The following is a 21,803-nucleotide window of genomic DNA, read 5'->3' on the forward strand; positions in this document are numbered from 1 at the left end:
GTCTATAGGTGATTCACACCTCTCCATTCATGCTCAAGGATGGCAAATAGCCAAGAGTCTCGCCATTCTCCCTTAATCCAATGGTGTTCTCGCAAATATCCTTCTTGTTGCATTCCGATTTTTTGCATAACTCGTGCTGAGGCAATGTTTTCTGGGTGACAAGTGGCAAAGATGCGATGTAAGCCTAACTCCTGAAAACCAAATGATATAACTGCTTTTACAGCTTCAGTTGCATATCCTTGTCCCCAAAATTCCTTAGTAAAAGAGTATCCAATAGAGCCTATTTTGTTATTAGTATCCTGAACGGATATGCGACAGATACCAATTAATTGCTTTTGGGGTTTCAAAGTCACTGCCAAGGCAAAATGCTGACGGGGTTCTTCGCCTTGCAATGAAATCTCTCTTTGCAAAAAGTCTTTGGTATCTTCTTCGCTATTCGGGCCAAAAGTCAAGTAACGCACAACTTCAGCATCCGCAGCGTATTTATGAACCTCTGACCAATCTGATTCTACAAAATCTCGTAGTATGAGACGTTGAGTTTCTAGTGGTATCATTTGGGAAATTCTGCACGTAGTTGATTAACTACCCGATCTAGTCCTACAGAATGGGCGGCTTTGAATAATAAACGATCGCCTGCTTGCACAAATGTCTTCAATCTAGCGACCAAATCGGCATGAGTTGCAAAACACTCCGATGGCACACCTTCAGCACTCAGAGCGATCGCTTCGGCATCTTCTCCATCTACCAAAACCAACAAACCGTCTAAATTCAAGTTACGTACTGTTTCTCCCACCCGTTGGTGCAACTGCTGCGATCGCTCTCCCAATTCTTTCATTGCACCCAATACGGCAATTTTCCGCTTTCCGGGTGTATCTGCCAATAATTGCAACGCTGCAATCATAGCTTCTGGTGCAGCATTATAAGTTTCATCTAAGATTACCACATCGTTGGGTAAGGTAAATCGCTGCGATCGCCCTGTGGGCATATCCACCTCCACACCTGCTTTTAAGGATGCCCAATCGATCCCTAAAACCTTTGCCACCGCTAAAGCTGCCAAGAAATTAGTCGCATTATGACGACCAGCTAAAGGTAGAGGTAGTTGGATGCCTGCGACTTCCACAGTCTCGTTATCAATTAACTGCCCTTGAATATCTCCACCAGAAAAGCCGTAAGTCAAAACTTCTCCCTGCCAAACTTTCGCTGCTGTGGTCATTAATAAAGGATTGTCGTGGTTGAGAATTGCCACACTATCAGCAGGCATTTCGACTAACAACTCACATTTTGCCTCAGCGATCGCTTCTTCGGAACCGAGTAACTCAATATGCGCCGTCCCCACATTGGTAATTACCCCAATTGTTGGCCGCGCTATTTGCGTCAGTTCGGCAATTTGTCCTCTACCGCGCATCGCCATTTCAATTACAGCGTAGTCATTTTCGGCGCCAAGTTCTAAAAGAGTTTTCGGAACACCGATTTCGTTGTTGTAATTTCCATAAGTTTTGTGAACTCGTCCCTTTGTTCCTAAAACTGCGGCGATCAATTCTTTGGTTGTAGTTTTACCCACGGAACCCGTTACACCAATTACAGGAATATTAAAGCGCTCGCGCCACCATCGGCCAATTGTTTGATATGACTTGAGGGTGTCTTTTACTTGTAGTACAGGAAATCCCGGATTTTCGTATTCAAAATCTACAATTGCAGCTATTGCCCCTTTTGCGATCGCAGTTGGTACAAATTCATGTCCATCAAACTTATCGCCTCGGAAAGCGACGAATACTTCACCTGGTTTCAAGGTACGGCTATCTGTTTGGATACCGCTAGTAACTTGTGTTAAAGCAGTTTCAGATAAGTTTACAGAATGGGCCAAAATAACTTCAGCCAGTTGGTTTAGGGTGGCAGAACAACGCATAAGCAATTTACAATTTAAAGTTCAAAATCATAAAATCGAATTATGACATAATATTGTTTAAATCAGATAATTTATACGCTCAATCTAGAGACGTTGTAATGCAATATCTCTAATCGATATTGAACGATCGCAAATAAATAATCAAAGAACAGCAAAAAATAGTGGCAAAGAAGCTCAACTTCCTTGCCACACTTTGTTTATAAGCTACTTATACAATTTAATCAAGTAAGGACAATGGGCATAACAAGTTATGTTCGATCGCCCTATGCACGATTTTTAATCAAGATTACTTCTACAATTTGTATTGCTATCTCACTCGAAACCCCTAAAGCTTGATATAAATCATTTAAGAAGTTTTTTTCTTCTTCAGGTATAATACCTTCAGCTAGGACTAAATCGGTGGCTACTGCAAAGGCTGCTTCCCGCAACTCTTGAGATAGAGAATCTTTGGCTGCATTAAATAAAGCATTAAAGCCATCGCCTTGGAGAATGCCCAAAATTTTGTCAAACAGTCTGTTCATCATTTCATTGGGATAACTTTTAAAAAGTTTCATCCGAGACAGCACAGAAATGATAGAATTTGCTTGCTCAACAGAAAGATAACCGTCTGAAGCAGTTGCCGTCAATATAATGACAGCAAAAGCTTCCGCTGGATTGAGTGCTGCTTGGGTTTGGCTATCTGTACCCAACACAGCGTCGAATAGACCCATTGTAGTAGCTCCTTGGTTAGAGTCCCAATAGCGTTACCGTTACCTGTATGTTTGGTAGATTTACAGGTAGGACTATAACGCTATAAGACTTTCATCCTTTAGTGTTCCCAGGATTTATTCACGGCGAACACTTGTATCCAAAGGTTTTTGGCAGGAACTACATTGCCATCCGTAAACTTAGCGTTCTCCTGTCTTTTCTATTGTTTCAATCACCGCCAAACCTATACCAGAAGCTGCCATTAACAGTACTACTGATAACAAATAGGCGTTGGTCAGCATTCGTAGGGCTTCATCGAAAAAAATATAGGTGGTCATTGCTTCACCTTTTTAAATTTGTGCTGCTTGTGCTTTTTATTTCTCCACACCCCGATAGGTGAATTTCGCTGAGAAACTGCTAGCAATTGCATCTTAACAAAACTTTAGCTCTTTCAGAACCCCGCCGAAAATTTTTCTTTCTGAAGATTCTATGAAGTTTATAAAAAAGGGAATGGAGAATGGGGCCCATACCAGTATCTTTGCCGATGGATTTCGTGGTAAAAAAAGGATTAAAAATGCGCGATCGCACTGTTTCAGGTATCGCACAACCATTCTCGGCGATCGCAACCGCACCAACTACAATCCTTAATAAGGAAACACCAACAAAGCTTGCAACCAGTTTGTGAGAAATTTTCATAACTGTATGTCAGCTATAACCGCGTCAGTATTCAGTGTTCCCAAATCTTCGCAGAGAATTTAGGCTATTACCAAGGTAAATTGCGATCGTCGGTATATATATCAGGTATGTCGTAAAATCGGATAAACAAGACAAGCTTAAAGTAAACAGCGTTCAATCGTCGCTACAACTGATTGAGAAAGAGTATCGAAGTCATAACCACCTTCTAAGCCAAACAGAATTTTACGAGTTATTCCCAAACAATAATCAGTAAATAAAGCGTAGTCTTCTGGTTGCAAATTAATACTTGCCAAAGGATCTTCTGCATTGGCATCGTAACCAGCACTGACAATTAGTAAATCTGGCTGGAAGTTGGCTAAAAACGGTACTACCTTGTTTTCAAACAGCGGCTGATATACTGTAATATCGCTACCTGGGGGTATAGGCAAATTGAGGACATTATTGTGAAAACCCCGTTCTGTAGCTCTCCCAGTACCGGGATAACACGGGTATTGATGTAACGAACAATAAGCAATTTGGGGATAAGTTTCTACAATAGACTGAGTACCATTACCATGATGCACATCCCAATCAAGGATGGCGACGCGGTTAATTCCAGATTGTTCTAAAGCAAATAAAGCGGCGATCGCGGCATTAGAAAATAGACAAAAGCCCATCCCTGCATCACTTTCAGCGTGATGTCCTGGGGGACGCGCTAGTACAAAAGCAGGATTAGCCGACCCTAACACAACCTCAACTCCATCTAACCATGCACTGACTGCCAACAATGCCACATCATAACTGCGCGGGGAAACTGGCGTATCTCCATCCAAAGGGCCGCCACCACTAGAAGCGATTTGCCACAGTTTTTTGATGTAGGCTGGGCTATGTGCTCTAAGCAATGAAGACATCAGCGATGGCTGTTCTGATGCTGGTGTAGGCAAGTGCCAAGTGATTTTATCTGCAAATGTAGCTGCTTTTAGGGCATTTGCGATCGCACTTAAACGTTCTGGTTTTTCGGGATGGTATTTTCCAGTCTTGTGATCTAAGAATTCGTCGGAATATATGACTGGTAGCATAGGACGAAAAAGGTCGGCAGCAGGGCGATGAATGTTATTGTATCCTCACTGGTACAAACAGTTTTCCCTTTTATTAGATTGTTGGTCGTTTGCTTTCGAGGACTTCTGTTGCTTTCTGTGCAGAAAGTGGGCGGTAGAATAAAAAGCCCTGTACCTCCTCGCAGTTGATAGATTTCAAGAATTCCAATTCCTCTTCCTTTTCTACCCCTTCGGCTGTTAACTTTAATCCCAAGCTGTGTCCCAAGGTAACTATGGCCTGGATAATATGAGCTACTTTGGCATCCTGTGTCAAATATTGAATGAAAGATTTATCTATTTTCAGATTGTGGAGTGGCAAAAGCTGTAGGCGCGAGAGCGAAGAATGACCCGTACCAAAGTCATCAATGGAGATGTAAATACCCATTTGTTTTAGCTCCTCTAACACCCTTCTGGTAAAATCTAAGTCCTCAATCGCTGTGGTTTCCATAATTTCTAATTCTAAAAAGCTAGCTTCCAGACCTGTTTGTTGTAAAATCCTAGCTATAGTTTCTACCAATTTGGGTTGGCGGAACTGCTTCAGAGAAAGATTGACAGCGATCTTAATCGGTGGCAATCCAGCATCTTGCCATGCTTTATTTTGGCTACAGGCCGTCTGTAGAGTCCATTCGCCGATGGGGACAATTAATCCACTTTCTTCGACCAGGGGAATGAATACACTGGGGGCGACCAATCCCATCTCTGGGTGCTGCCAACGCAACAGAGCCTCCATACTAGTAATTTCTCCTGTGGCAATGTTCACACGAGGCTGATAGTAAAGCGTAAATTCATTGCGTTCTAGGGCATAGCGCAAGCTCTTTTCTAAAGTCAGGAGTTCAGGATTTTTAGCACTCAGGGAGACACTGTAAAATTGGTAGTTATTCCGCCCTTTGTCTTTGGCGTAGTACAGAGCAGCATCTGCGTGCTGGATTAGTGTTTCGGTGTCAGGGCTGTTGCTATCAAGTAAGGCAATACCGAGGCTAGCAGTTACATAAAGTTCATGCTCTTGGAGATGAAAAGCATCCTCTAAGGCTTGTAAGATTCTCTCTGCCACCAAAGTTACCTCTTCAATATCATTGACTCGTGGGAGTAAAATAGTAAATTCATCGCCTCCCCAACGGGCTACAGTGTCTCCACCTCTGAGTGAGTCTTTTAATCTTTGAGAGACGCTTTGTAACAATTGGTCTCCCAGAGTATGCCCCAGAGTATCATTAATGACCTTGAAGCGATCCAAATCGAGGAAAATCACAGCTAAACTTTCGCCATTGCGAGTGGCGTTGGGCAGAGTTTTACTAAGCAGCTCATTAAATAGTAGACGATTGGGCAACCCTGTCAGCAAGTCATGGAGGGCTTGATAGCGAATCTTTTCTTCTACTTGCTGACGCTGCCGCGCACCAATAATACTGGCGGCCATGGTCAAAAGAGTAGATTCTTCATGCTTTGACCAATGACGCTCAAAGGTGCAGTCTGCCAAGCCAAGATACCCCCAGAAATCATTATCCAAGCGAAGAGGTACCAAGAGAAGGGATTTAATGCCATCTCGAATCAGGAATTCTTGTTCGGCGACAGGAAATTTTTGAGTGATACCGTTAATTGACTGGCCGCTAGAGAGAACTGTATACCAACGGGCTAATCCAGAAGCTTGATAAGGCTGATTCTGCCAATGGTGGTGGGTAGATTCAATAGAAGATTGTATCCATTCAAACCGTAGGCTGACTGCCATTTCCTCTGTAACAGGATGGAGATGGTTCTGAAAGAGATAGGCACGATCTGCCTTGGCAGCTTCACCCAGTACAGCTAGAGCTAGATCGATACCAGTTTCATAATTCATTTCTCCCAGCAAATAATTGGCAGCTTCTGCAACTGCTTGTAGCAAGCGATCGCGCTGGCGCAGTTCGGCTGTAGCTTGCTTTTGCTCTGTAATATCTCTAATAATAAAAGTTCTAATTAAATCACTTTCAGGAAGATAGAGTACGGATTGTTCAAAAACTTCTGTGCCTACTTCCACCTCCCGCACAAAAGAATTTTTTTCTAGATTGTTAACTCCAATTAAGAGTCCCGTTAAGATTGGGTGTTCTGTCCCCACTTCCCTAAGATTAGGAAACTTGATAGCTGCGGCTGGATTGAGATATGTAATTCTTCCCTCGAAATCCATCTCAATAATTGGATTGGGGATGAGTTCAGGAAAGGATGCTAGACGAGCTAGAGCAGACTCACTAGCTGCTTCAAAGCTGGGATCGATGGCTAAGGTTTGAAACGGATTGGCAGGACTGGCTTGCTCTGATAAAAAACCAGATAAGTCTTCAACATCAAAAGATTCAGAAAATGCTTGTTCGGAAATATTGGAAATAGCATAATATTTAGCCTGAGCTTTATTACTGCCAAAAGCAATGATATCTCCATGCCTAAGATTATGAGAAAAGCATTTAGTGCCATTTACAAATAAGCCATTAGTACTTCCTTTACCCTTATAGTTACCATCAATAATCTGGAAGCCATATTGGTCAGTTTCTGGAACAGTTACTCGCAATAAAATTGCATGTTGCATTGATACCGATCGGGAAGCCAAGACAATAGTGTTTGCAGGATGCCGCCCCAGAGAATAAGTAGTCTCTCGCAAGGGGACAGTTCGCCGCCCTTCCAGGTCTTGGATGACCAACAGATGGCGTATTTTTTCCCGCTCATTTCCTTGCATGGCTGTTCCTCAAATTCTTATATAATTAGTATTTATGTCTTAGTCTAAAAAAGACTGCTCCCATAAGTCCAGAATTTCAGGCTGCACTTATGGGAAAATTTGCTCAATCAAAGTTCTCACCATCTGCGTAGGCGAGCATTTACCGCAGGCATCGCAAAATTGGTATGAGGGTGTAGACCAGCCTTTCTCTTCATTGATTGACCGCACCCAGCGCTAACGGAACTCAGCACTCTTCTTCTTATGGAATGAGATGGCTAATTGTTCAATCAGTTTTTGTGGTAGAAATTATAGCTTTTTTCTCTACTCATACATAAGTTATAAACTTTTTTCCTTCGCCTATATCATCTAACCTTGTCTTTCTTAGGATACCCAGATTGACAATTCAAAATTAAAATTTCAAAATTGTACCATTACAGGGAAGCAAGCTACGCGTAACGTCATGTTGGGGCAGCCTCTTGTAGAGAAGAGAGTCACATAAGAGGATTTAAAAGCCGACTAAAACTGAACAAAGTCGGAGCCAATAGGCTTCCGATCTAAATGTAGATTTTGGCGTTAGTCTCTCTTTGGAGCTATCCATTAGTTACATCTTTCTTAAGATTTATAAAACACCTAATCTCTGACCTCATAAAGTTAGAGACTTTTTATGTCCTATATATAGATTATTAGTCCAAGAACTTAGGGATATAAGATAGAGAGGTATGTTTAACTTTTCCTTCCCCTGATAATGGGGTTGAAAAAGTAAGCATTACACCTCTTGCATAAATCAAAAATAAGAAAGAACCCCACCCCGCCAAAGCTACGCTTTGTCTCCCCTCCCGAAGAGCGGGGAGGGGTTGGGGGTGGGATGTTAGGAACTTTTGCAAGAGGTCTATTAGTTAAGTATGGTTAATGAGTACGAATTCATACCTATTATTCACAATCGAATGCTGAAAGTAAGTGTTTTGAGCATTGGATGAGCATTTTAGAGAGAGTGAAGGCTAAAAGTGTTGATATTATGTCGGTTTATCGTAATCTGCAAGAAACTCACTTAAATCGTGCCCGCGCCAGTCTCAGACAAGCGCTTTCTTGGTATGGATATCTTCGCAAGTCAGGACAGTTATCATCTAACCCAGAATTGGTAGGTTTGATGAAACCAGAATTGGAAGCTTTGAACGCCACACTCAACAAGCTGGATTCAAACGTCATTAGAATTGCCGTCTTTGGTTTGGTGAGTCGGGGAAAGTCAGCAGTTTTAAATGCCTTGTTGGGAGACAAGATTTTGCAAACTGGACCCCTGAATGGTGTCACTCAATGGCCTCGTTCCGTGCGGTGGCAGCCTAGTGATAAGGTACTAGTAGAGTTAATTGATACCCCTGGATTAGATGAAATTGAGGGGGAGTCACGCGCGGATATGGCACGAGAAGTAGTACATCAGGCAGATTTGATTTTGTTTGTCGTGTCTGGTGATATCACTCGTACTGAGTATCAAGCGCTGCTGCAATTAAGGCGATCGCAAAAACCTTTGATTTTAGTGTTTAACAAAATAGACCTTTATCCAGATACAGACCAAGGAGCAATTTACCAAAATTTACAACAACTGGGTGCCGGACATCCTGAAGCAAAGCCTCTACTACCTGACGAAATCGTGATGGTGGCAGCGGAACCAGCAGCAATGGAAGTCCGGGTTGAATGGCCTGATGGGCGTGTCACTTATGAATGGGAAACACCACCACCGCAAGTAGACGAACTCAAAGAGATAATTTTAAATATTCTGAATCGGGAAGGGCGATCGCTTCTGGCTTTAAATGCACTCATCCAAGCACGGGATGCAGAAGCCGCGATCGCTCAAAAAACCATCGATTTACGCGAAAAGGAAGCCGAAGAAATTATTTGGCAATTTACCAAATACAAAGCCTTGGCAGTAATGCTCAATCCCATCGCCTTTTTAGATATCCTTGGCGGAACTGTTGCCGATTTAGCTTTAATTCGCGCCCTTGCTAGATTATATGGTTTGCCGATGACTAGCTATGAAGCCGGAAAAATTTTAAAAACGATTTTATTTAGTTCTGGTGGTTTACTACTTGGAGAACTAGGTAGTAGTTTTATTTTGGGTTTAGGTAAAACTACGGCTGCGATCGCCAGTGGTGACAATCCCAGCAATATTACTGCTTTTGCTGGCAGTGCGATCGCTCAAGCTGGTATCGCCGGCTATGGTGCGTACTCTGTTGGCAAAGCCGCTCAAGTGTATCTCGAAAAAGGCTGCACTTGGGGACAGTTGGGCGCTAGCAGTGTCATTCAAGAAATTTTATCTCAAGTTGACCAGAATACAATTCTGTATCGTCTGCGACAAGAGTTAGGCATAAAATATTGAGAATAGATAAGATTTATTAAGCATTTGTTACCGTTTATAAGTGTTTATCAACTTCTATCAAACTCCTCTGACAATTGACTGACATTCCGAATTTGGGATGCAAGATTGAGGGAACAGGTTATAGGAAATCAAACGATTCCCTATTTCCTAATATCTATCTGCGTAAATTAAAGGTGAAACGATCGTGACAACTACCCTAAAAATTGAAACTGCTAAGGCAGCAAATCTTGAAGAAGCCATTACTGAAGCCATTACTGAAGCCCGGACAACTTGTGAGCTTGATGGGAGCGATTCTGCTGGTTGTGCTGTAGCTTGGGACATTGTAGAAGAATTACAAGCTGAGAAAGCTCATCAACAACAAGCAAAACCAAACAAAACCTCTTTGGAAAATTATTGCGATCGCCATCCAGCTTCCGTAGAATGTTTGATCTACGACGTTTAATTTTTCCGTAAATCAGTTGTTGCTGATTGCGTTATTTGCTTAATTGCTTCTAAATCAAGTGATGGTGTTTCACTGTCCATTCCCAACCACAGCAGATATTCGATATTCCCAGCCGGGCCAACGATCGGCGACCAAGTTAAGCCTTTGTATTTCCACCCTAATTCGTGGGCAGCTTGCAAAACCTGGAAAATGGCATCAGCTTGGTCGTTTGGATCGCGCACAACACCTTTTTTACCTACACGGGATCTGCCGACTTCAAACTGTGGCTTGACTAACAATACAGCTTCTCGGTTAGCTTGAGTTAGTTGCCACAAAGCAGGCAGAATCTTAGTTAAAGAAATAAACGATACATCAACCACCGCCAAATCAGCAATCGGGTCATTTTCGCCATATAACTCATCTGGTCGTAGTTGCCGTAAATTGGTGCGTTCCCGCAAAATCACCCGCGGATCGTTTCGCAACCGCCAGTCAACTTGTCCGTAACCGACATCAATACCGTAAACTTTTGTTGCTCCAGCTTGCAAGAGACAATCAGTAAAACCACCAGTAGAAATCCCACCATCTAAACAAATTCGCTCTGTTACGGGAATGGCAAATACTGACAAAGCTTTAGAGAGTTTTTCACCGCCTCTAGAAACAAAAGGCGATCGCTCTTTAATATTTATTTTCGCTGCAATATCAACTTCAGTACCAGGTTTATCAACTAATTGCTGATTAACAGTAACTTCTCCCGCTTGAATTAGCCGCTGTGCTAAGGCGCGAGAAGAACATAAATTTAATTCTACTAATAGTGTGTCGAGTCGCTGTTTCGCCAATTAACTAGACTCTCCTGGTAAGATTAAAGCCAAAGCACGATTGATAATTTCTTTTCGGTTAACCAGCTTTTCTAATTCTTGGGGTTCATAACGACCTTCTTCTACTTCGAGCGTTGCTTCATCAATGGCATTTAAATAGGCTTCTGCTAAGATTTCTAACAATTCTTCTGGGGCGAGATAATAGCCTCCAGCTTTACGCCGCTTATTTTCCCGCTGAATTTCCCGAACCGAATTCCGAATAGAGACTTCCCAAGAGCGAGTCGTGCGGTTTTCAGCTTGTTGTTTGATCAAATGCAACAGCAAAATCACTGCATAGCTACGAATCGTCTTGATTATGTCATTTCGGCTCATTTCTGTTAATTCTTCAACTATAATCAATGCCCCTTGAACATCGCCCTTAACAAGTAAGTCTTTTAGGGTTAATAATTCTTCCATCATCAGCGCCTCAAACATCGGCAACTTCTATTGTGGCTTATGACGGTTATAGTACAGATAAGATAAGCTAATGCGTTTCATCTAGGAGCGATCGCTACTTAATGTATTATTCTTTGCAAATACACAACGTCAAGATAATTAAGATACAGCAAAAGCCGTGTATTGCCGTAGTTCAGCCGGATGGAAACCCAAGACAATATCTTCGCGCAAAATACCCGCTTCTAATAATGCCTCTGCTACTGGCTGGGAAGTACCATCATATTGAATCCACACTTTATCATTAATAATATCTATATATATGTACCACCGAACCATGTACGCGGCGCACTTCATCCCAGCCAATGTGTAACACTTCGTAGTGGTCTCGCTCCAAATCAATGACTGCTTCTGTCTCTATTTGACCGTTAGCAGGCTTGTGACTAGCATAATCAAATATCAACTGACGAATAATTTCACGATACCGAGCTAGCTTATCCATCTGATAATCCTTTCTAGTTGCTCGTCAAAGACAATTAGGTTTATTCCTATGCTATTAAGAATTAGCTGACCAAAGCGTTCGGAAAATATACCTTCGGAAACCCGCTTGGGAACTGCTAGTTATGATTTATCCCCTTTGCGGGTAAAAGCTTGAATAAAGCTCTTCTCAACCCCTGGTAGGGTTGATAAAAAAGCGATCGCTCTTTCCCAATACAGACAAAAGTGCGATCGCTATTTATGTTTATGTCGGGGCAGACACCTTGCCCGCTTAAAATCTAAATATCTATCTCGCTCAATTCGCGTGTGATGTGATCGAATGGTTCATCTACAAAAGCAGTATTAACCACACCTGCTGCTGCTACTTGTTCCTTAATCAGATCCTTAAGAATTTGGATACCGCGAACCGTAGGCCCAATAGGCACTCCTAGAGAATTGTAAGTTTCCCGTAGCCCTTGCAGCACTCGTTCATCTAACACATTTGTGTTTCCAGCAACCAGCGCATAGGTGGCGTAGCGCAGATAGTACTCCATATCCCGCAGACAAGCTGCATAACGACGAGTTGTATAAGCATTTCCACCGGGGCGAATCAATTCTGGCAGTTCTTCAAATAACTTCAAACCAGCTTGTTTGACAAGTGCAGCCGCATTAGAATTAATTGCCGCCGCTGCTTGTACTCTTGCTGTACCACTATCAAAGTAAGACTTTAGGCTATCGATCGCATTCCGGTCAAAATACCGACCAGCTAAGTCATAATTCTTAATTAAACTTGTTACCGCATCGCGCATTCCTTCTTCTCCCAATCATTGCTATTTATGGTTTGATATTTATTTGGCTGCACTTATGCACCAGTAAAGTTTTGTGCTATTAAAAATAGATTCGGCACAAAAACAATCTATCCACTATCTATGGATTCTATGCCAAAGTTGACCCCTATATGATGAACTTTCCAGTTTTGTACAGATGATCGCTGAAAGGTTAATATAACCTGATAATCCAGATATCTGTAACACAAACTACAAAATCAGCTAATGTCTAGTATTTAAGATATTTCTGGTGTGTCACGGTCTGATTGAGATCAGCAGGGTTAGGATGCAATGTAAGATTCTGGTTGACTTTAGGAAATTGGTAGAGAAGGAGTAACAATGACGACACCACAAGAACTCTTGAAGAGAATTCAAGATGAAAAAATTCAACTGATTGATCTCAAATTCATCGATACAGTAGGGACTTGGCAGCACCTCACACTGTACCAGAACCAAATCGATGAGACTGCATTCACTGATGGCGTAGCTTTTGATGGTTCTAGCATCCGGGGTTGGAAAGCGATCAACGAATCGGACATGACGATGGTACTCGACCCCAACACTGCTTGGATCGACCCATTCATGGAAGTGCCAACACTAAGTATAATTTGTAGTATTAAAGACCCCCGTACGGGTGAACCATACAATCGTTGCCCACGCGTTATTGCCCAAAAAGCAATAGATTACCTGGTTGCCAGTGGTATTGGTGATACAGCCTTCTTTGGCCCTGAAGCTGAGTTTTTTATCTTTGACAGTGCTAGGTTTGCCCAAACTGCTAACGAAGGCTACTACTTCTTAGACTCCGAAGAAGGTGCTTGGAATTCTGGTAAAGCCGGTACAGATCAAAAACCTAACTTAGGTTACAAACCACGCTTCAAAGAAGGTTACTTCCCAGTCGCACCGACGGATTCTTTCCAAGATATCCGTACAGAGATGCTGTTGACAATGGCAGAATTAGGTGTACCCATTGAAAAGCATCACCATGAAGTTGCTACTGGTGGTCAGTGCGAACTAGGTTTCAAGTTTGGGAAGTTGATCGAAGCGGCTGACTGGTTGATGATTTACAAATATGTCATCAAGAACGTTGCCAAGAAATACGGTAAAACTGTCACCTTCATGCCAAAACCAATTTTTGGCGATAACGGTTCGGGAATGCACTGTCACCAGTCCATCTGGAGAGACGGCCAACCTCTGTTTGCGGGTGATAAGTATGCTGGCTTGAGCGATATGGCGTTGTACTACATTGGTGGTCTTCTCAAACACGCACCAGCGCTGTTGGCAATTACCAACCCCAGTACCAATTCATACAAGCGCCTAGTACCTGGTTATGAAGCTCCTGTTAACTTGGCTTACTCTGAAGGGAACCGTTCTGCTTCTATCCGTATTCCTCTATCTGGTAAGAACCCCAAAGCCAAGCGTTTAGAATTCCGTTGTCCAGATGCTACATCTAACCCCTACTTGGCATTTGCTGCAATGCTTTGTGCTGGTATTGATGGCATCAAGAACAAAATCCATCCTGGTGAACCCTTAGATAAGAATATCTATGAACTCTCTCCAGAGGAGCTTGCAAAGGTTCCCTCAACTCCAAGTTCTTTAGAACTGGCATTGCAAGCGCTAGAAAACGATCACGGTTTCTTGACAGAATCAGGCGTCTTCACGGAAGACTTTATCGAAAATTGGATTGACTACAAGCTTAACGAAACCAAGCAGTTACAGCTACGCCCTCATCCCTACGAGTTTTACCTCTATTACGATGCTTAATGAAGAGTCGTATTTAACTAAAAAGTAATAAGTTTTGCCACCCTAAAGTCGAGGGTGGCTTTTTTTTTCCAGACTTGTCAGTTGAGACATTCAATCAAAAAATCCAACTTATGACCACTGAAACTTAGCTCATAGAAGCGTGGCTGGGGCCATAAATCATCCGACTGCTAGCATCTACCTTCCCTTGAATCGGGTTCCAGTAGTGAGATACTTCTTCAGGAAGACCTAGTTCTTGCGCCGCCCGCATCAGCATTGATTGTTGGCGATTCTTGACTTGTTGATGTTCACGCACCATTAATGCACGAGATTTATCTGCAATAGACATAACCATAGTCCTCTCTATTTCGTGAATATATAATTTTTGGCTTCTCTATAAACCACTATAGCAAAAATTCTGTAACATAAGCTACTTTTTACATAAATTTATGTTTGTCTTTGCTGACAATATTAGATATTTTTTCCTAAAACTGGAAAAATCCCCCCAAGCCACCTTTGATAGCTAAAATCATCTGGCTTCAGGTTTGTCTCACCTGAAGAAACACACCTCTCTCAAGACAGAACATTTATTCGTTACTTTTATTTACATTTAAAAGGTCTGACACTTAAGTTCAACTCAAATGACTATTGTTTATGACTTTTACCGTTTTTTTGAGTGAAACGACACAAGTACAGAAGTTGCAAAAAACTAAGTTAGCATTAAATAAAGATTTACAAAAATTTACATAAGTTATGACAGTTACCTACCCACGTAAATTTCAGAATGTTTTGAGTGCGAGAGATGTATTAAAACGGGTGGTATGCGATCGCGAAATCCATCTCATTACCCTCAACCGCTACCGTTACAGCGAACAACGCAGTTGCAAAGACCTCACAGAGCTAATTGAACAACTGAATGGACAGCCGCGAGAACTAGTGCGGGATTTATCTCATCACATCTCAGATGAAGCTCGTCATGCCATGTGGCTAACTGACTTATTGACAGACCTGGGAGCAGATATTAGTAAGCCGCCCGGTTCTTCATATATCAATGAATTTGAACGCCTACTCGATAGCGAACAACAAGATCCAGTCCAAGACCTCGAAAATTTTGTGATTTCTTCCCTTGCGGCAATTAACATCACCGAAAAACGGGGCTGCGAGTATTTCTCTGCTCACATTCATGCGCTTAAACAAGCACCGCAGACAGAAGAAAACATCAAGATTCGGGAAACGATTGAAAAAATTCTCCCAGAGGAAGCAGGACACGTCCGGTGGGGTAATCGTTGGCTAGGAGAACTTGCGCGTAAGAGTCCAGAACATCAGCAAAAGGTAGAGCAAGCCAAGCGAAAATATACCGCAATTGAACAAGCCGCGTTTGAATCGGGAATGGATATCACCTTGGGTGCAGAACTACGGCGAGTTGCCAACTTAGTGGAAGTGGCAAATACCATGCCGCTTTGGCAACGTCCCCAATACCTGATGGAACGCTTACCCCAGACTTTGCTAGCACCTGAATTGCAATTTACTAGGATTCAGGCTGCACAAAAGGCTTGGCAGCGAGATCCACAGACGTTTATCGAGAAGTTTGTGCCAATGTTCCTCAACGGCATCCAGGGAGGAGAAAATAACCGCAAGAAAACAACGGTGTAAAAGGGCATTGGGCACAAGAGGCAGAGGGGCATAGGAGAAAAACTTACTGAACTTCTCCTCTGCTCCCCTGCTCCCCACTCTCCACTCCCTTTTCTTTAAGGAAAATTCATCTAAAAAAACCAAATGCAAAACTTTGCATCTGGCCTTGGGTGTAAAATAGTTAAAAAGACTAAGATGATCTGGCAGATCCTTCTTAACACTTATTTTGTTGGGAGCCATCTACGAAGAGAACGAACCAAGGGGCAAAAGTAGGTAAAGAATAGTAGATTTGTTAGCAAGTGCAATAAACCTATACTACTTATGTGAATCCGTACGCTAGATAAGCAAGAAATGAAACGAAAGGGATTTTATGCTTCGGCAAAGGACGCTAAACAGATGTCAGAGCGAAGATCGGTTACTTGCTTATGTAGATAATCAGCTACTGAATGTATGAGAAGAAAATCTATTGGGGAATAAAGTGAAGTTGCCTTAAGACTATTTCCTCAACAAGCAAAATGTCTGAATTAGATGTACTTTAGATTAACTGATAGCCTAAGTAACATCTATTTCTAGAACCGTTGAGGATTGAGATGCAAAGCTTTCTACCGAATATGAGCAACAGTTGTAGAGCTTTTGAGGAGTTGGTAATGCTATCGATAAAAGCACTTAGTTTGATTTGCGTTTTGATCGGCAGGATTGAGACCAACTATTATATATACAAAGTTTGCAGTTGAAATACTAAGCGATCGCTGAAGACTTTCGTGTGTCAACTGTATATATGTCTGCCAGAAAAGCTGTGTAAGATATGTGAGCACAACATCCTGTTTTTTGGTAATTCTGTTCCTTTGGGAAAAGAGGTATTACCCTACAGTAGTTAAACCACAGCATAGATATTTCGGACTTTTTGTGTCACTTCTCTGCGCCCACTACCGCGATGACGTGGTGCATCATCTGAAGCTTGTTCAGATGCTGCCGAGAGCCACTGTTCCGAAGTAGGCGTGGAAGGCAGCCCTGTTGATAAGTGATTGACCATTGCTTGGCAGTTAAAAGCTAAGGGGCCGAACACCAGACTCGATATTAAAAGTGAAATGGCAGCACGCATAGCAAATGTCTATTTTGGAACTCTCCACTTCACTGATACTTAGCTTTTTGATTAATATCCGGACAATTCATCAAAAAGTATTCTGTTTTACTGAAAATAAACTCCTCTTACCCTCCGTTTAAATGTTCGACTAATAACCAATTGCCGGAGTGATTGTAACGACCCCACAATGTAACTAATTGTTCGTGGGGATAAGCGCGTAATTGGTCGTCGATATGCGATCGCAAAGTCACAAGCTGCCAGCTTTGCCCTTGATATGTGGCTGGTGCTGTGACAGTGAATCTATATTCCTGCTGTTCCAAGCGGTAAAAAATGCCTGTGAAACAGTTACTTTCCTGAATTAATGCCTTCCTCGATGGGCAAGGACAATCGCCATTAACTGGATAAGCTTGTGGGTTATCTAAGTAATACAGTTGCCAGTGCCGCCAATCCGAATGATTGGGGGGAAGATTAAACAAAGGAATAATTAGCGCTTTTGAGCGATTATCTTCCAATAAAGCCGTTTGCAGTGTCCTAACAGGTAAATCTCTCGGCTGGCAGTTTAATTCGACACATATCGCCGCTGCCATCCCTGCTGCTTGACCAATTCCCATAACCACAGGTTGTAATCTGGTAGCGCCATTGGCAATGTGGGAGACAGAAATATTCTTTTCACACACCAAGAAACCATCTGTTGTGGCTGGAATTAAACAACTGTAGGGAATTGTAAAAGGAGTTCCAGTCCAACGTCCTCCCCAGCGGATGGATTTAGGTTGCAGTGGGAATTGAACGCCAGGATAATGATGGTCATTGGCGTAATTACCAACTGCGATTGCTTCGCAAACGCCAAGGGCGAACGCATCATTAAATATAGATGCAACTCTACCTTTAGCGATCGGCAAAATATCCTGTTCTCGGACAGTAGTTAGCCCCACTAAGCGGCGGCTTTCCCGGTAATAAGGATGCAGTGCAAAGGCTGTAGAGGTGTGAGGAAATACTTTTTCTGCTAAACCATAGCGACGACCAAGCTGTTTTTGGATAAAATGGGCAAAATTTTGGCTGTGCCAGCGAGATTCTTGGATGAATTCACCCCTGGATACATCTGACTCTATCAACCGCCCTACTCCTTCGCCGTAGTCATTGCCACAGATTGGCCAATTCATCATAAACAGGCCACGAGGCAAACGTCCATAATTCAAAAATGTCTCTGCGCCATAGCCATCCCAAGCACCTGTAAACTGGGATGGATTATAGTTAGGAGCAGCTGGAATTTCTGGTGCTATTGCTTCACCAAAGTCTTGCATAATCACTACATAAGTGGGCGCTTGCACAGGATATCTTTGGGTTAAAGAGTTAAAAGTGGCTGGGGCGCTGGGTTCTCCCCACTCAGATTGCAATTCCCAACCCCAACGGTAAGGTATCTCAGCTAAAGCTAATAAATCTCCTAACTCTGTGCCATCGAGAATAATTTTGGCTGTAACAGCAAAATCAGCAAAGCGCACACCAGTAATCAAATCACCTTGACGAAACACTTCTGTTGGCACTTGTCCAGAAATCCAGTGTAGATTGGGCAATTCCTGCACCCAATCTGCAAAAATCTCTGCTCCAATTCGGGGATCGTAACTAAAAAAGCTTACCCAGCTATTATCTAATCCTCCAGGCTGTCGTTCTCGCAATTCCTGCAAAAACGCGCCCCATAACCCCGTTTGAAAGGATTCTAATTCATTGCCATCGGGTACAGACACTCCAGCCGAAGTGAGCATTCCTCCCAACCAAGAAAATTCACTCACCAAAATGGTTTTAGCTCCCCGTCGCGCCGCTTGGATAGCAGCCGCCGTTCCTCCGGTTCCTCCACCAACAACTAAAACATCAGCTGTATATGTCTGATTAGCCATAAATAATTTACGTATTTTTGACGAGATACATGAGAATTTATCCTCTTGTATAAGTATTTTATTATTGTCTAATGTTTGTATTAGCTAATGATTAAATAATTAGCAGTGTCAAATTGATTATTTATTTATCGTATTTTTACCGAAAATAATTATTAATTATTTGGGAATAATAAATAAAGAGTAACTTGTGATTAAAATGAAAATCTTAGTGATTTTGATATGGGCTTGTTTGTCAATTTATATATGGGTTTACTTTTCAATATTTTGTCATGAAATGGGACATTTTATGACATCTATTGTGACTGGTTTAAAACCATATTTAGTGAAAATTGGAACTGGTAAAAGGATGTTTTATGTTAAATTATCTAATTCTATACTTGAATTTAATGTTATACCAAGTGGTGGGATAACTTATGTATCTAATTTCAGCTTACATAACATCAAACCTAAGCTGATATTTATGTATTTAGCTGGGCCGATGATTAATTGTTTATTATTTATATTAATTATTAGCATTTACAGTCAGAGTATTTCACATTATATATTTTCAAATTATGTAGATATTCTAGAAATTTTTGGTATTTTTGAGTTTTTATTAATTATTGGTAATCTTTTGCCATCAGAATTAACTCTATACGGACAAAAGCATTCAAATGATGGCAAACAAGTACTTGATGTTTTAACTAAAAAAAACGAACAACTTATTCAAAGAAACTCAGGTTTGGATAGATACACAATTAAAAATAATAATTCTTTGATTGAACCTTTTAACAATGATTTAGAAATATTACAAATACTATATGAGGCTCAAGTAGAATTCGATAAACGAAACTTTGCTCGAACAATTCAATTATTAGAGTCAATTGTAATAAACGAGCATTTGAGCGTAAGAAACAAACTATATATTCTTGATATTTTAGTTTCAATTTTTATTGAACATGAACAAATTAAATATTTGCAAAAAGCTGATATTTGGTCTACTCAAGCACTAGCATTAGCTGGTGATATTAAAACTATTCAAGGAACTAGAGGAGCTATTTTAATAGAATTAGGTAGATATAGTGAAGGTAAACAAATGCTTTTACCTTTAACGGAAGTAGGTAACGATCTCATTGATATCGCATATAGTTGTTGCTACATTGCTAAAGCAGATTATTTTTTAGGCAATGAAAATCAGGTCAAAGATTGGTTAAAAAAAGCTAAACAAGTTGGTGTTGCTCCTCGTATTTTACTAAGGATACAAAAGGAAATTAATTATTTTATATAAATTATAAATTTTTTTGATGGTTTGACCAAAACTACCAGTTCCCAAGACTCGAATAATTTTATAATCTCACTTTAGTGACTGACCCAATATCAAGGCTTAAAGGCGATCGCCTACCATGAAGAATGTCTGTATTTTAACCTTACTCTTAGAGATGCCAAGTGTTGAGCTTTTTTACCACTCTCCCATAATTTTTTGTTTGTCAAGGGTCAGTAGTCCATAGTCCACGCCAGTTTGCTCAAGTCGGGAAACCCACCCAACTAGCTCAAAAAACTATAATTTTGACTTTTGACGAACTTTAAGAATTTGAATAAAGGTTAAAACAAGCTAAGACACATAAATCACAAACCTGATAGCCTAACGTTGCTGCTAATGTTACATCTAGTATCGTTGAGCGAGAAAAACCAGCGTGAAAGCACAGGTATTTAGAGGCGTAAATCAACTGTCTTACGAAGATATCCCAGTTCCAACCCTAGAACCAGATGAAGTGCTGGTACAGGTGCGGGTTGTGGGGTTGTGTCAGTCAGATATTAAAAAAATTCGTTATCCATTGTATGAACCGCCGCGGATTTTTGGACATGAAACTGCCGGCACGATCGCAGCATTAGGCAATAATGTCAAAGGTTGGCAAGTTGGACAACGGGTAGCGGTGATGCACCACATCCCTTGTATGCGTTGCACCTACTGCCTAAATGATAATTTCTCTATGTGCGATGTTTACAAAAATATCTCCACTACCGCAGGCTTTAACGCCAGTGGTGGCGGTTTCGCCGATTATGTCAAGGTTCCCGGACATATTGTGGAAAATGGTGGGCTAATTCCCATCCCGGATAACATCAGTTTTGAAGAAGCGAGTTTTGTAGAACCGACTAACTGCTGTTTGAAGGCAGTCAGAAAAGCTCAAATTGCTCCAGGACAAACTGTATTAGTTACTGGTGCTGGGCCAATTGGGTTAATGTTTATCATGTTGGTGAAGTATTTCGGAGCAAAAGCGATCGCTACCGATTTATTACCTTCTAGAATTGAAAAAGCCTTGAGTGTCGGTGCAGAAGCGGCTTTTGATGCGCGCGATCCCGATTTAACAGCAAAAATACATGCTCTAACTGCTGGACTAGGCGTTGATGTTACTTTGCTGGCTGTACCCAGTGAGAAAGCTTTCTTTCAAGCACTTGATAGTACTCGCAAAGGTGGCAAAATCTTGTTTTTCGCCGAATTTCCTGATGAGTTGGAAATTCCCATCAACCCCAATATCCTCTACCGTCGGGAAATTGACTTGATCGGCAGTTATAGCTCATCTTATCGGCTTCAGAGTCTATCAGCCGATATTGTATTTAATCAGCGAATTGATGTAAAAGCGTTGATTAGCGATCGCTATCCATTAAAAGATTTATCAGCAGCTGTGGAGCAAGCGATCGCACCCACACCGGATACTTATAAAATCTTAATTTATCCGCAAAAGGAAGATTAGGGAGATAGGAGAGTGTTAAAACTAGAAGTTTAAAGTTCTGTCTGAGATTCACCTACGAAGCTCAAAGGTTCGATGATGAAGCTCAAAGGTTCGACGATGAAGCTCAAAGGTTCAACGATGAAGCTCAAAGGTTCGACGACGAAGCTAAAAGGTTCAACGATGAAGCTCAAAGGTTCGACGACGAAGCTAAAAGGTTCAACGATGAAGCTCAAAGGTTCAACGATGAAGCTCAAAGGTTCAACGATGGAGCTAAAAGGTTCGACGACGAAGCTAAAAGGTTCAACGATGAAGCTCAAAGGTTCGACGACGAAGCTAAAAGGTTCAACGATGAAGCTCAAAGGTTCAAC

21 protein-coding genes and 1 pseudogene are annotated in these 21,803 nt (G+C 41.6%); 7 read left to right on the top strand and 15 right to left on the bottom strand.

Going from position 1 to position 21,803, the window contains the following annotated elements:
* Positions 1-2: 2 nt before the first annotated feature.
* The 4 genes from V7K84_RS03265 to V7K84_RS03280 form a co-directional block, all read right to left on the bottom strand.
* Positions 3-554, bottom strand: coding sequence for a GNAT family N-acetyltransferase (locus V7K84_RS03265; RefSeq protein WP_334836341.1), 552 nt, complete (start codon positions 552-554; stop codon positions 3-5).
* Positions 551-1,906: a UDP-N-acetylmuramoyl-tripeptide--D-alanyl-D-alanine ligase gene (locus V7K84_RS03270; protein WP_334836343.1), complete on the bottom strand. Its 1,356-nt coding sequence runs from the start codon at positions 1,904-1,906 to the stop codon at positions 551-553. Before V7K84_RS03270 ends, V7K84_RS03265 begins: the two co-directional genes overlap by 4 nt.
* Before the next feature lie 263 nt (positions 1,907-2,169).
* Entirely contained in the window at positions 2,170-2,616 is a 447-nt protein-coding gene (locus V7K84_RS03275; protein ID WP_334836345.1) for a tellurite resistance TerB family protein, read from the bottom strand.
* 177 nt (positions 2,617-2,793) lie between these two features.
* A complete protein-coding gene (locus V7K84_RS03280; protein ID WP_194041036.1) occupies positions 2,794-2,931 on the bottom strand; it encodes a hypothetical protein in 138 nt (45 codons plus the stop codon).
* A 179-nt stretch (positions 2,932-3,110) separates the two neighbouring features.
* On the opposite strand from V7K84_RS03280, the gene V7K84_RS03285 reads away from it, so the two are divergent.
* Positions 3,111-3,278: a hypothetical protein gene (locus tag V7K84_RS03285; RefSeq protein ID WP_334836347.1), complete on the top strand. Its 168-nt coding sequence runs from the start codon at positions 3,111-3,113 to the stop codon at positions 3,276-3,278.
* A 148-nt stretch (positions 3,279-3,426) separates the two neighbouring features.
* Here the strand turns inward: V7K84_RS03285 and V7K84_RS03290 are convergent, their stop codons facing one another.
* The gene (locus tag V7K84_RS03290; RefSeq protein ID WP_334836349.1) at positions 3,427-4,347 is read right to left on the bottom strand and encodes a histone deacetylase family protein; all 921 of its coding nucleotides are present in this window, start codon (positions 4,345-4,347) and stop codon (positions 3,427-3,429) included.
* A gap of 73 nt (positions 4,348-4,420) precedes the next feature.
* Complete coding sequence (locus tag V7K84_RS03295) at positions 4,421-7,057, bottom strand: EAL domain-containing protein (protein WP_334836351.1); 2,637 nt, start codon at positions 7,055-7,057, stop codon at positions 4,421-4,423.
* 952 nt (positions 7,058-8,009) lie between these two features.
* Between V7K84_RS03295 and V7K84_RS03300 the strand changes: the two genes are divergently transcribed.
* A complete protein-coding gene (locus V7K84_RS03300; protein WP_334836353.1) occupies positions 8,010-9,407 on the top strand; it encodes a GTP-binding protein in 1,398 nt (465 codons plus the stop codon).
* 184 nt (positions 9,408-9,591) lie between these two features.
* Entirely contained in the window at positions 9,592-9,849 is a 258-nt protein-coding gene (locus V7K84_RS03305; RefSeq protein ID WP_334836355.1) for a Calvin cycle protein CP12, read from the top strand.
* Here the strand turns inward: V7K84_RS03305 and V7K84_RS03310 are convergent.
* The 5 genes from V7K84_RS03310 to apcB all read right to left on the bottom strand — a co-directional run bounded on the left by V7K84_RS03310 (position 9,846) and on the right by apcB (position 12,361).
* The gene (locus V7K84_RS03310) at positions 9,846-10,664 is read right to left on the bottom strand and encodes a TlyA family RNA methyltransferase (protein ID WP_334836358.1); all 819 of its coding nucleotides are present in this window, start codon (positions 10,662-10,664) and stop codon (positions 9,846-9,848) included. The two genes, V7K84_RS03305 and V7K84_RS03310, sit on opposite strands and share 4 nt — an antisense overlap.
* Positions 10,665-11,099 carry a DUF29 family protein gene (locus V7K84_RS03315; protein WP_334836382.1) on the bottom strand — a complete coding sequence of 145 codons (435 nt, stop codon included), beginning with the start codon at positions 11,097-11,099 and terminating at the stop codon, positions 10,665-10,667.
* A gap of 138 nt (positions 11,100-11,237) precedes the next feature.
* Positions 11,238-11,372, bottom strand: a complete 135-nt coding sequence (locus V7K84_RS03320) for an element excision factor XisI family protein (protein ID WP_442940918.1) — start codon at positions 11,370-11,372, stop codon at positions 11,238-11,240.
* 7 nt (positions 11,373-11,379) lie between these two features.
* Positions 11,380-11,577: an element excision factor XisI family protein gene (locus tag V7K84_RS03325; protein ID WP_334836360.1), complete on the bottom strand. Its 198-nt coding sequence runs from the start codon at positions 11,575-11,577 to the stop codon at positions 11,380-11,382.
* A 274-nt stretch (positions 11,578-11,851) separates the two neighbouring features.
* Entirely contained in the window at positions 11,852-12,361 is a 510-nt protein-coding gene (gene apcB, locus V7K84_RS03330) for an allophycocyanin subunit beta (RefSeq protein ID WP_334836363.1), read from the bottom strand.
* Positions 12,362-12,718: 357 nt separating this feature from the next.
* On the opposite strand from apcB, the gene glnA reads away from it, so the two are divergent.
* A complete protein-coding gene (gene glnA / locus V7K84_RS03335; protein WP_334836365.1) occupies positions 12,719-14,140 on the top strand; it encodes a type I glutamate--ammonia ligase in 1,422 nt (473 codons plus the stop codon).
* A 124-nt stretch (positions 14,141-14,264) separates the two neighbouring features.
* On the opposite strand, the gene V7K84_RS03340 is transcribed toward glnA, so the two are convergent.
* Positions 14,265-14,465 carry a hypothetical protein gene (locus tag V7K84_RS03340; protein WP_012411649.1) on the bottom strand — a complete coding sequence of 67 codons (201 nt, stop codon included), beginning with the start codon at positions 14,463-14,465 and terminating at the stop codon, positions 14,265-14,267.
* 404 nt (positions 14,466-14,869) lie between these two features.
* Between V7K84_RS03340 and V7K84_RS03345 the strand changes: the two genes are divergently transcribed.
* Positions 14,870-15,769 carry a ferritin-like domain-containing protein gene (locus V7K84_RS03345; RefSeq protein WP_334836367.1) on the top strand — a complete coding sequence of 300 codons (900 nt, stop codon included), beginning with the start codon at positions 14,870-14,872 and terminating at the stop codon, positions 15,767-15,769.
* An 853-nt stretch (positions 15,770-16,622) separates the two neighbouring features.
* Here the strand turns inward: V7K84_RS03345 and patX are convergent.
* Together patX and V7K84_RS03355 are read right to left on the bottom strand one after the other, a co-directional pair.
* A complete protein-coding gene (gene patX, locus V7K84_RS03350; RefSeq protein ID WP_334836369.1) occupies positions 16,623-16,850 on the bottom strand; it encodes a heterocyst-inhibiting protein PatX in 228 nt (75 codons plus the stop codon).
* Positions 16,851-16,957: 107 nt separating this feature from the next.
* The gene (locus V7K84_RS03355) at positions 16,958-18,724 is read right to left on the bottom strand and encodes an FAD-dependent oxidoreductase (protein WP_334836372.1); all 1,767 of its coding nucleotides are present in this window, start codon (positions 18,722-18,724) and stop codon (positions 16,958-16,960) included.
* 196 nt (positions 18,725-18,920) lie between these two features.
* Here V7K84_RS03355 and V7K84_RS03360 point away from each other — a divergent pair, with 196 nt between their 5' ends.
* Together V7K84_RS03360 and V7K84_RS03365 are read left to right on the top strand one after the other, a co-directional pair.
* Positions 18,921-19,991, top strand: a complete 1,071-nt coding sequence (locus V7K84_RS03360; protein ID WP_334836374.1) for a site-2 protease family protein — start codon at positions 18,921-18,923, stop codon at positions 19,989-19,991.
* A 406-nt stretch (positions 19,992-20,397) separates the two neighbouring features.
* A complete protein-coding gene (locus V7K84_RS03365; RefSeq protein WP_334836376.1) occupies positions 20,398-21,456 on the top strand; it encodes a zinc-dependent dehydrogenase in 1,059 nt (352 codons plus the stop codon).
* 29 nt (positions 21,457-21,485) lie between these two features.
* Here the strand turns inward: V7K84_RS03365 and V7K84_RS03370 are convergent.
* Positions 21,486-21,803, bottom strand: a pseudogene (locus V7K84_RS03370) (hypothetical protein); the annotation flags it as partial.

It is taken from the genome of Nostoc sp., from assembly GCF_036917315.1.
In the GTDB taxonomy this organism is placed as follows: Bacteria; Cyanobacteriota; Cyanobacteriia; order Cyanobacteriales; family Nostocaceae; genus Nostoc.

Bases quoted from the DNA above. Each gene is read 5' to 3' on its own strand.
- V7K84_RS03265 (WP_334836341.1), bottom strand. From the start codon at position 554: ATGATACCACTAGAAACTCAACGTCTCATACTACGAGATTTTGTAGAA.
- V7K84_RS03270 (WP_334836343.1), bottom strand. From the start codon at position 1,906: ATGCGTTGTTCTGCCACCCTAAACCAACTGGCTGAAGTTATTTTGGCC.
- V7K84_RS03275 (WP_334836345.1), bottom strand. From the start codon at position 2,616: ATGGGTCTATTCGACGCTGTGTTGGGTACAGATAGCCAAACCCAAGCA.
- V7K84_RS03280 (WP_194041036.1), bottom strand. From the start codon at position 2,931: ATGACCACCTATATTTTTTTCGATGAAGCCCTACGAATGCTGACCAAC.
- V7K84_RS03285 (WP_334836347.1), top strand. From the start codon at position 3,111: ATGGGGCCCATACCAGTATCTTTGCCGATGGATTTCGTGGTAAAAAAA.
- V7K84_RS03290 (WP_334836349.1), bottom strand. From the start codon at position 4,347: ATGCTACCAGTCATATATTCCGACGAATTCTTAGATCACAAGACTGGA.
- V7K84_RS03295 (WP_334836351.1), bottom strand. From the start codon at position 7,057: ATGCAAGGAAATGAGCGGGAAAAAATACGCCATCTGTTGGTCATCCAA.
- V7K84_RS03300 (WP_334836353.1), top strand. From the start codon at position 8,010: ATGAGCATTTTAGAGAGAGTGAAGGCTAAAAGTGTTGATATTATGTCG.
- V7K84_RS03315 (WP_334836382.1), bottom strand. From the start codon at position 11,099: ATGGAAGAATTATTAACCCTAAAAGACTTACTTGTTAAGGGCGATGTT.
- V7K84_RS03325 (WP_334836360.1), bottom strand. From the start codon at position 11,577: ATGGATAAGCTAGCTCGGTATCGTGAAATTATTCGTCAGTTGATATTT.
- apcB (WP_334836363.1), bottom strand. From the start codon at position 12,361: ATGCGCGATGCGGTAACAAGTTTAATTAAGAATTATGACTTAGCTGGT.
- glnA (WP_334836365.1), top strand. From the start codon at position 12,719: ATGACGACACCACAAGAACTCTTGAAGAGAATTCAAGATGAAAAAATT.
- V7K84_RS03340 (WP_012411649.1), bottom strand. From the start codon at position 14,465: ATGTCTATTGCAGATAAATCTCGTGCATTAATGGTGCGTGAACATCAA.
- V7K84_RS03345 (WP_334836367.1), top strand. From the start codon at position 14,870: ATGACAGTTACCTACCCACGTAAATTTCAGAATGTTTTGAGTGCGAGA.
- patX (WP_334836369.1), bottom strand. From the start codon at position 16,850: ATGCGTGCTGCCATTTCACTTTTAATATCGAGTCTGGTGTTCGGCCCC.
- V7K84_RS03355 (WP_334836372.1), bottom strand. From the start codon at position 18,724: ATGGCTAATCAGACATATACAGCTGATGTTTTAGTTGTTGGTGGAGGA.
- V7K84_RS03360 (WP_334836374.1), top strand. From the start codon at position 18,921: ATGAAAATCTTAGTGATTTTGATATGGGCTTGTTTGTCAATTTATATA.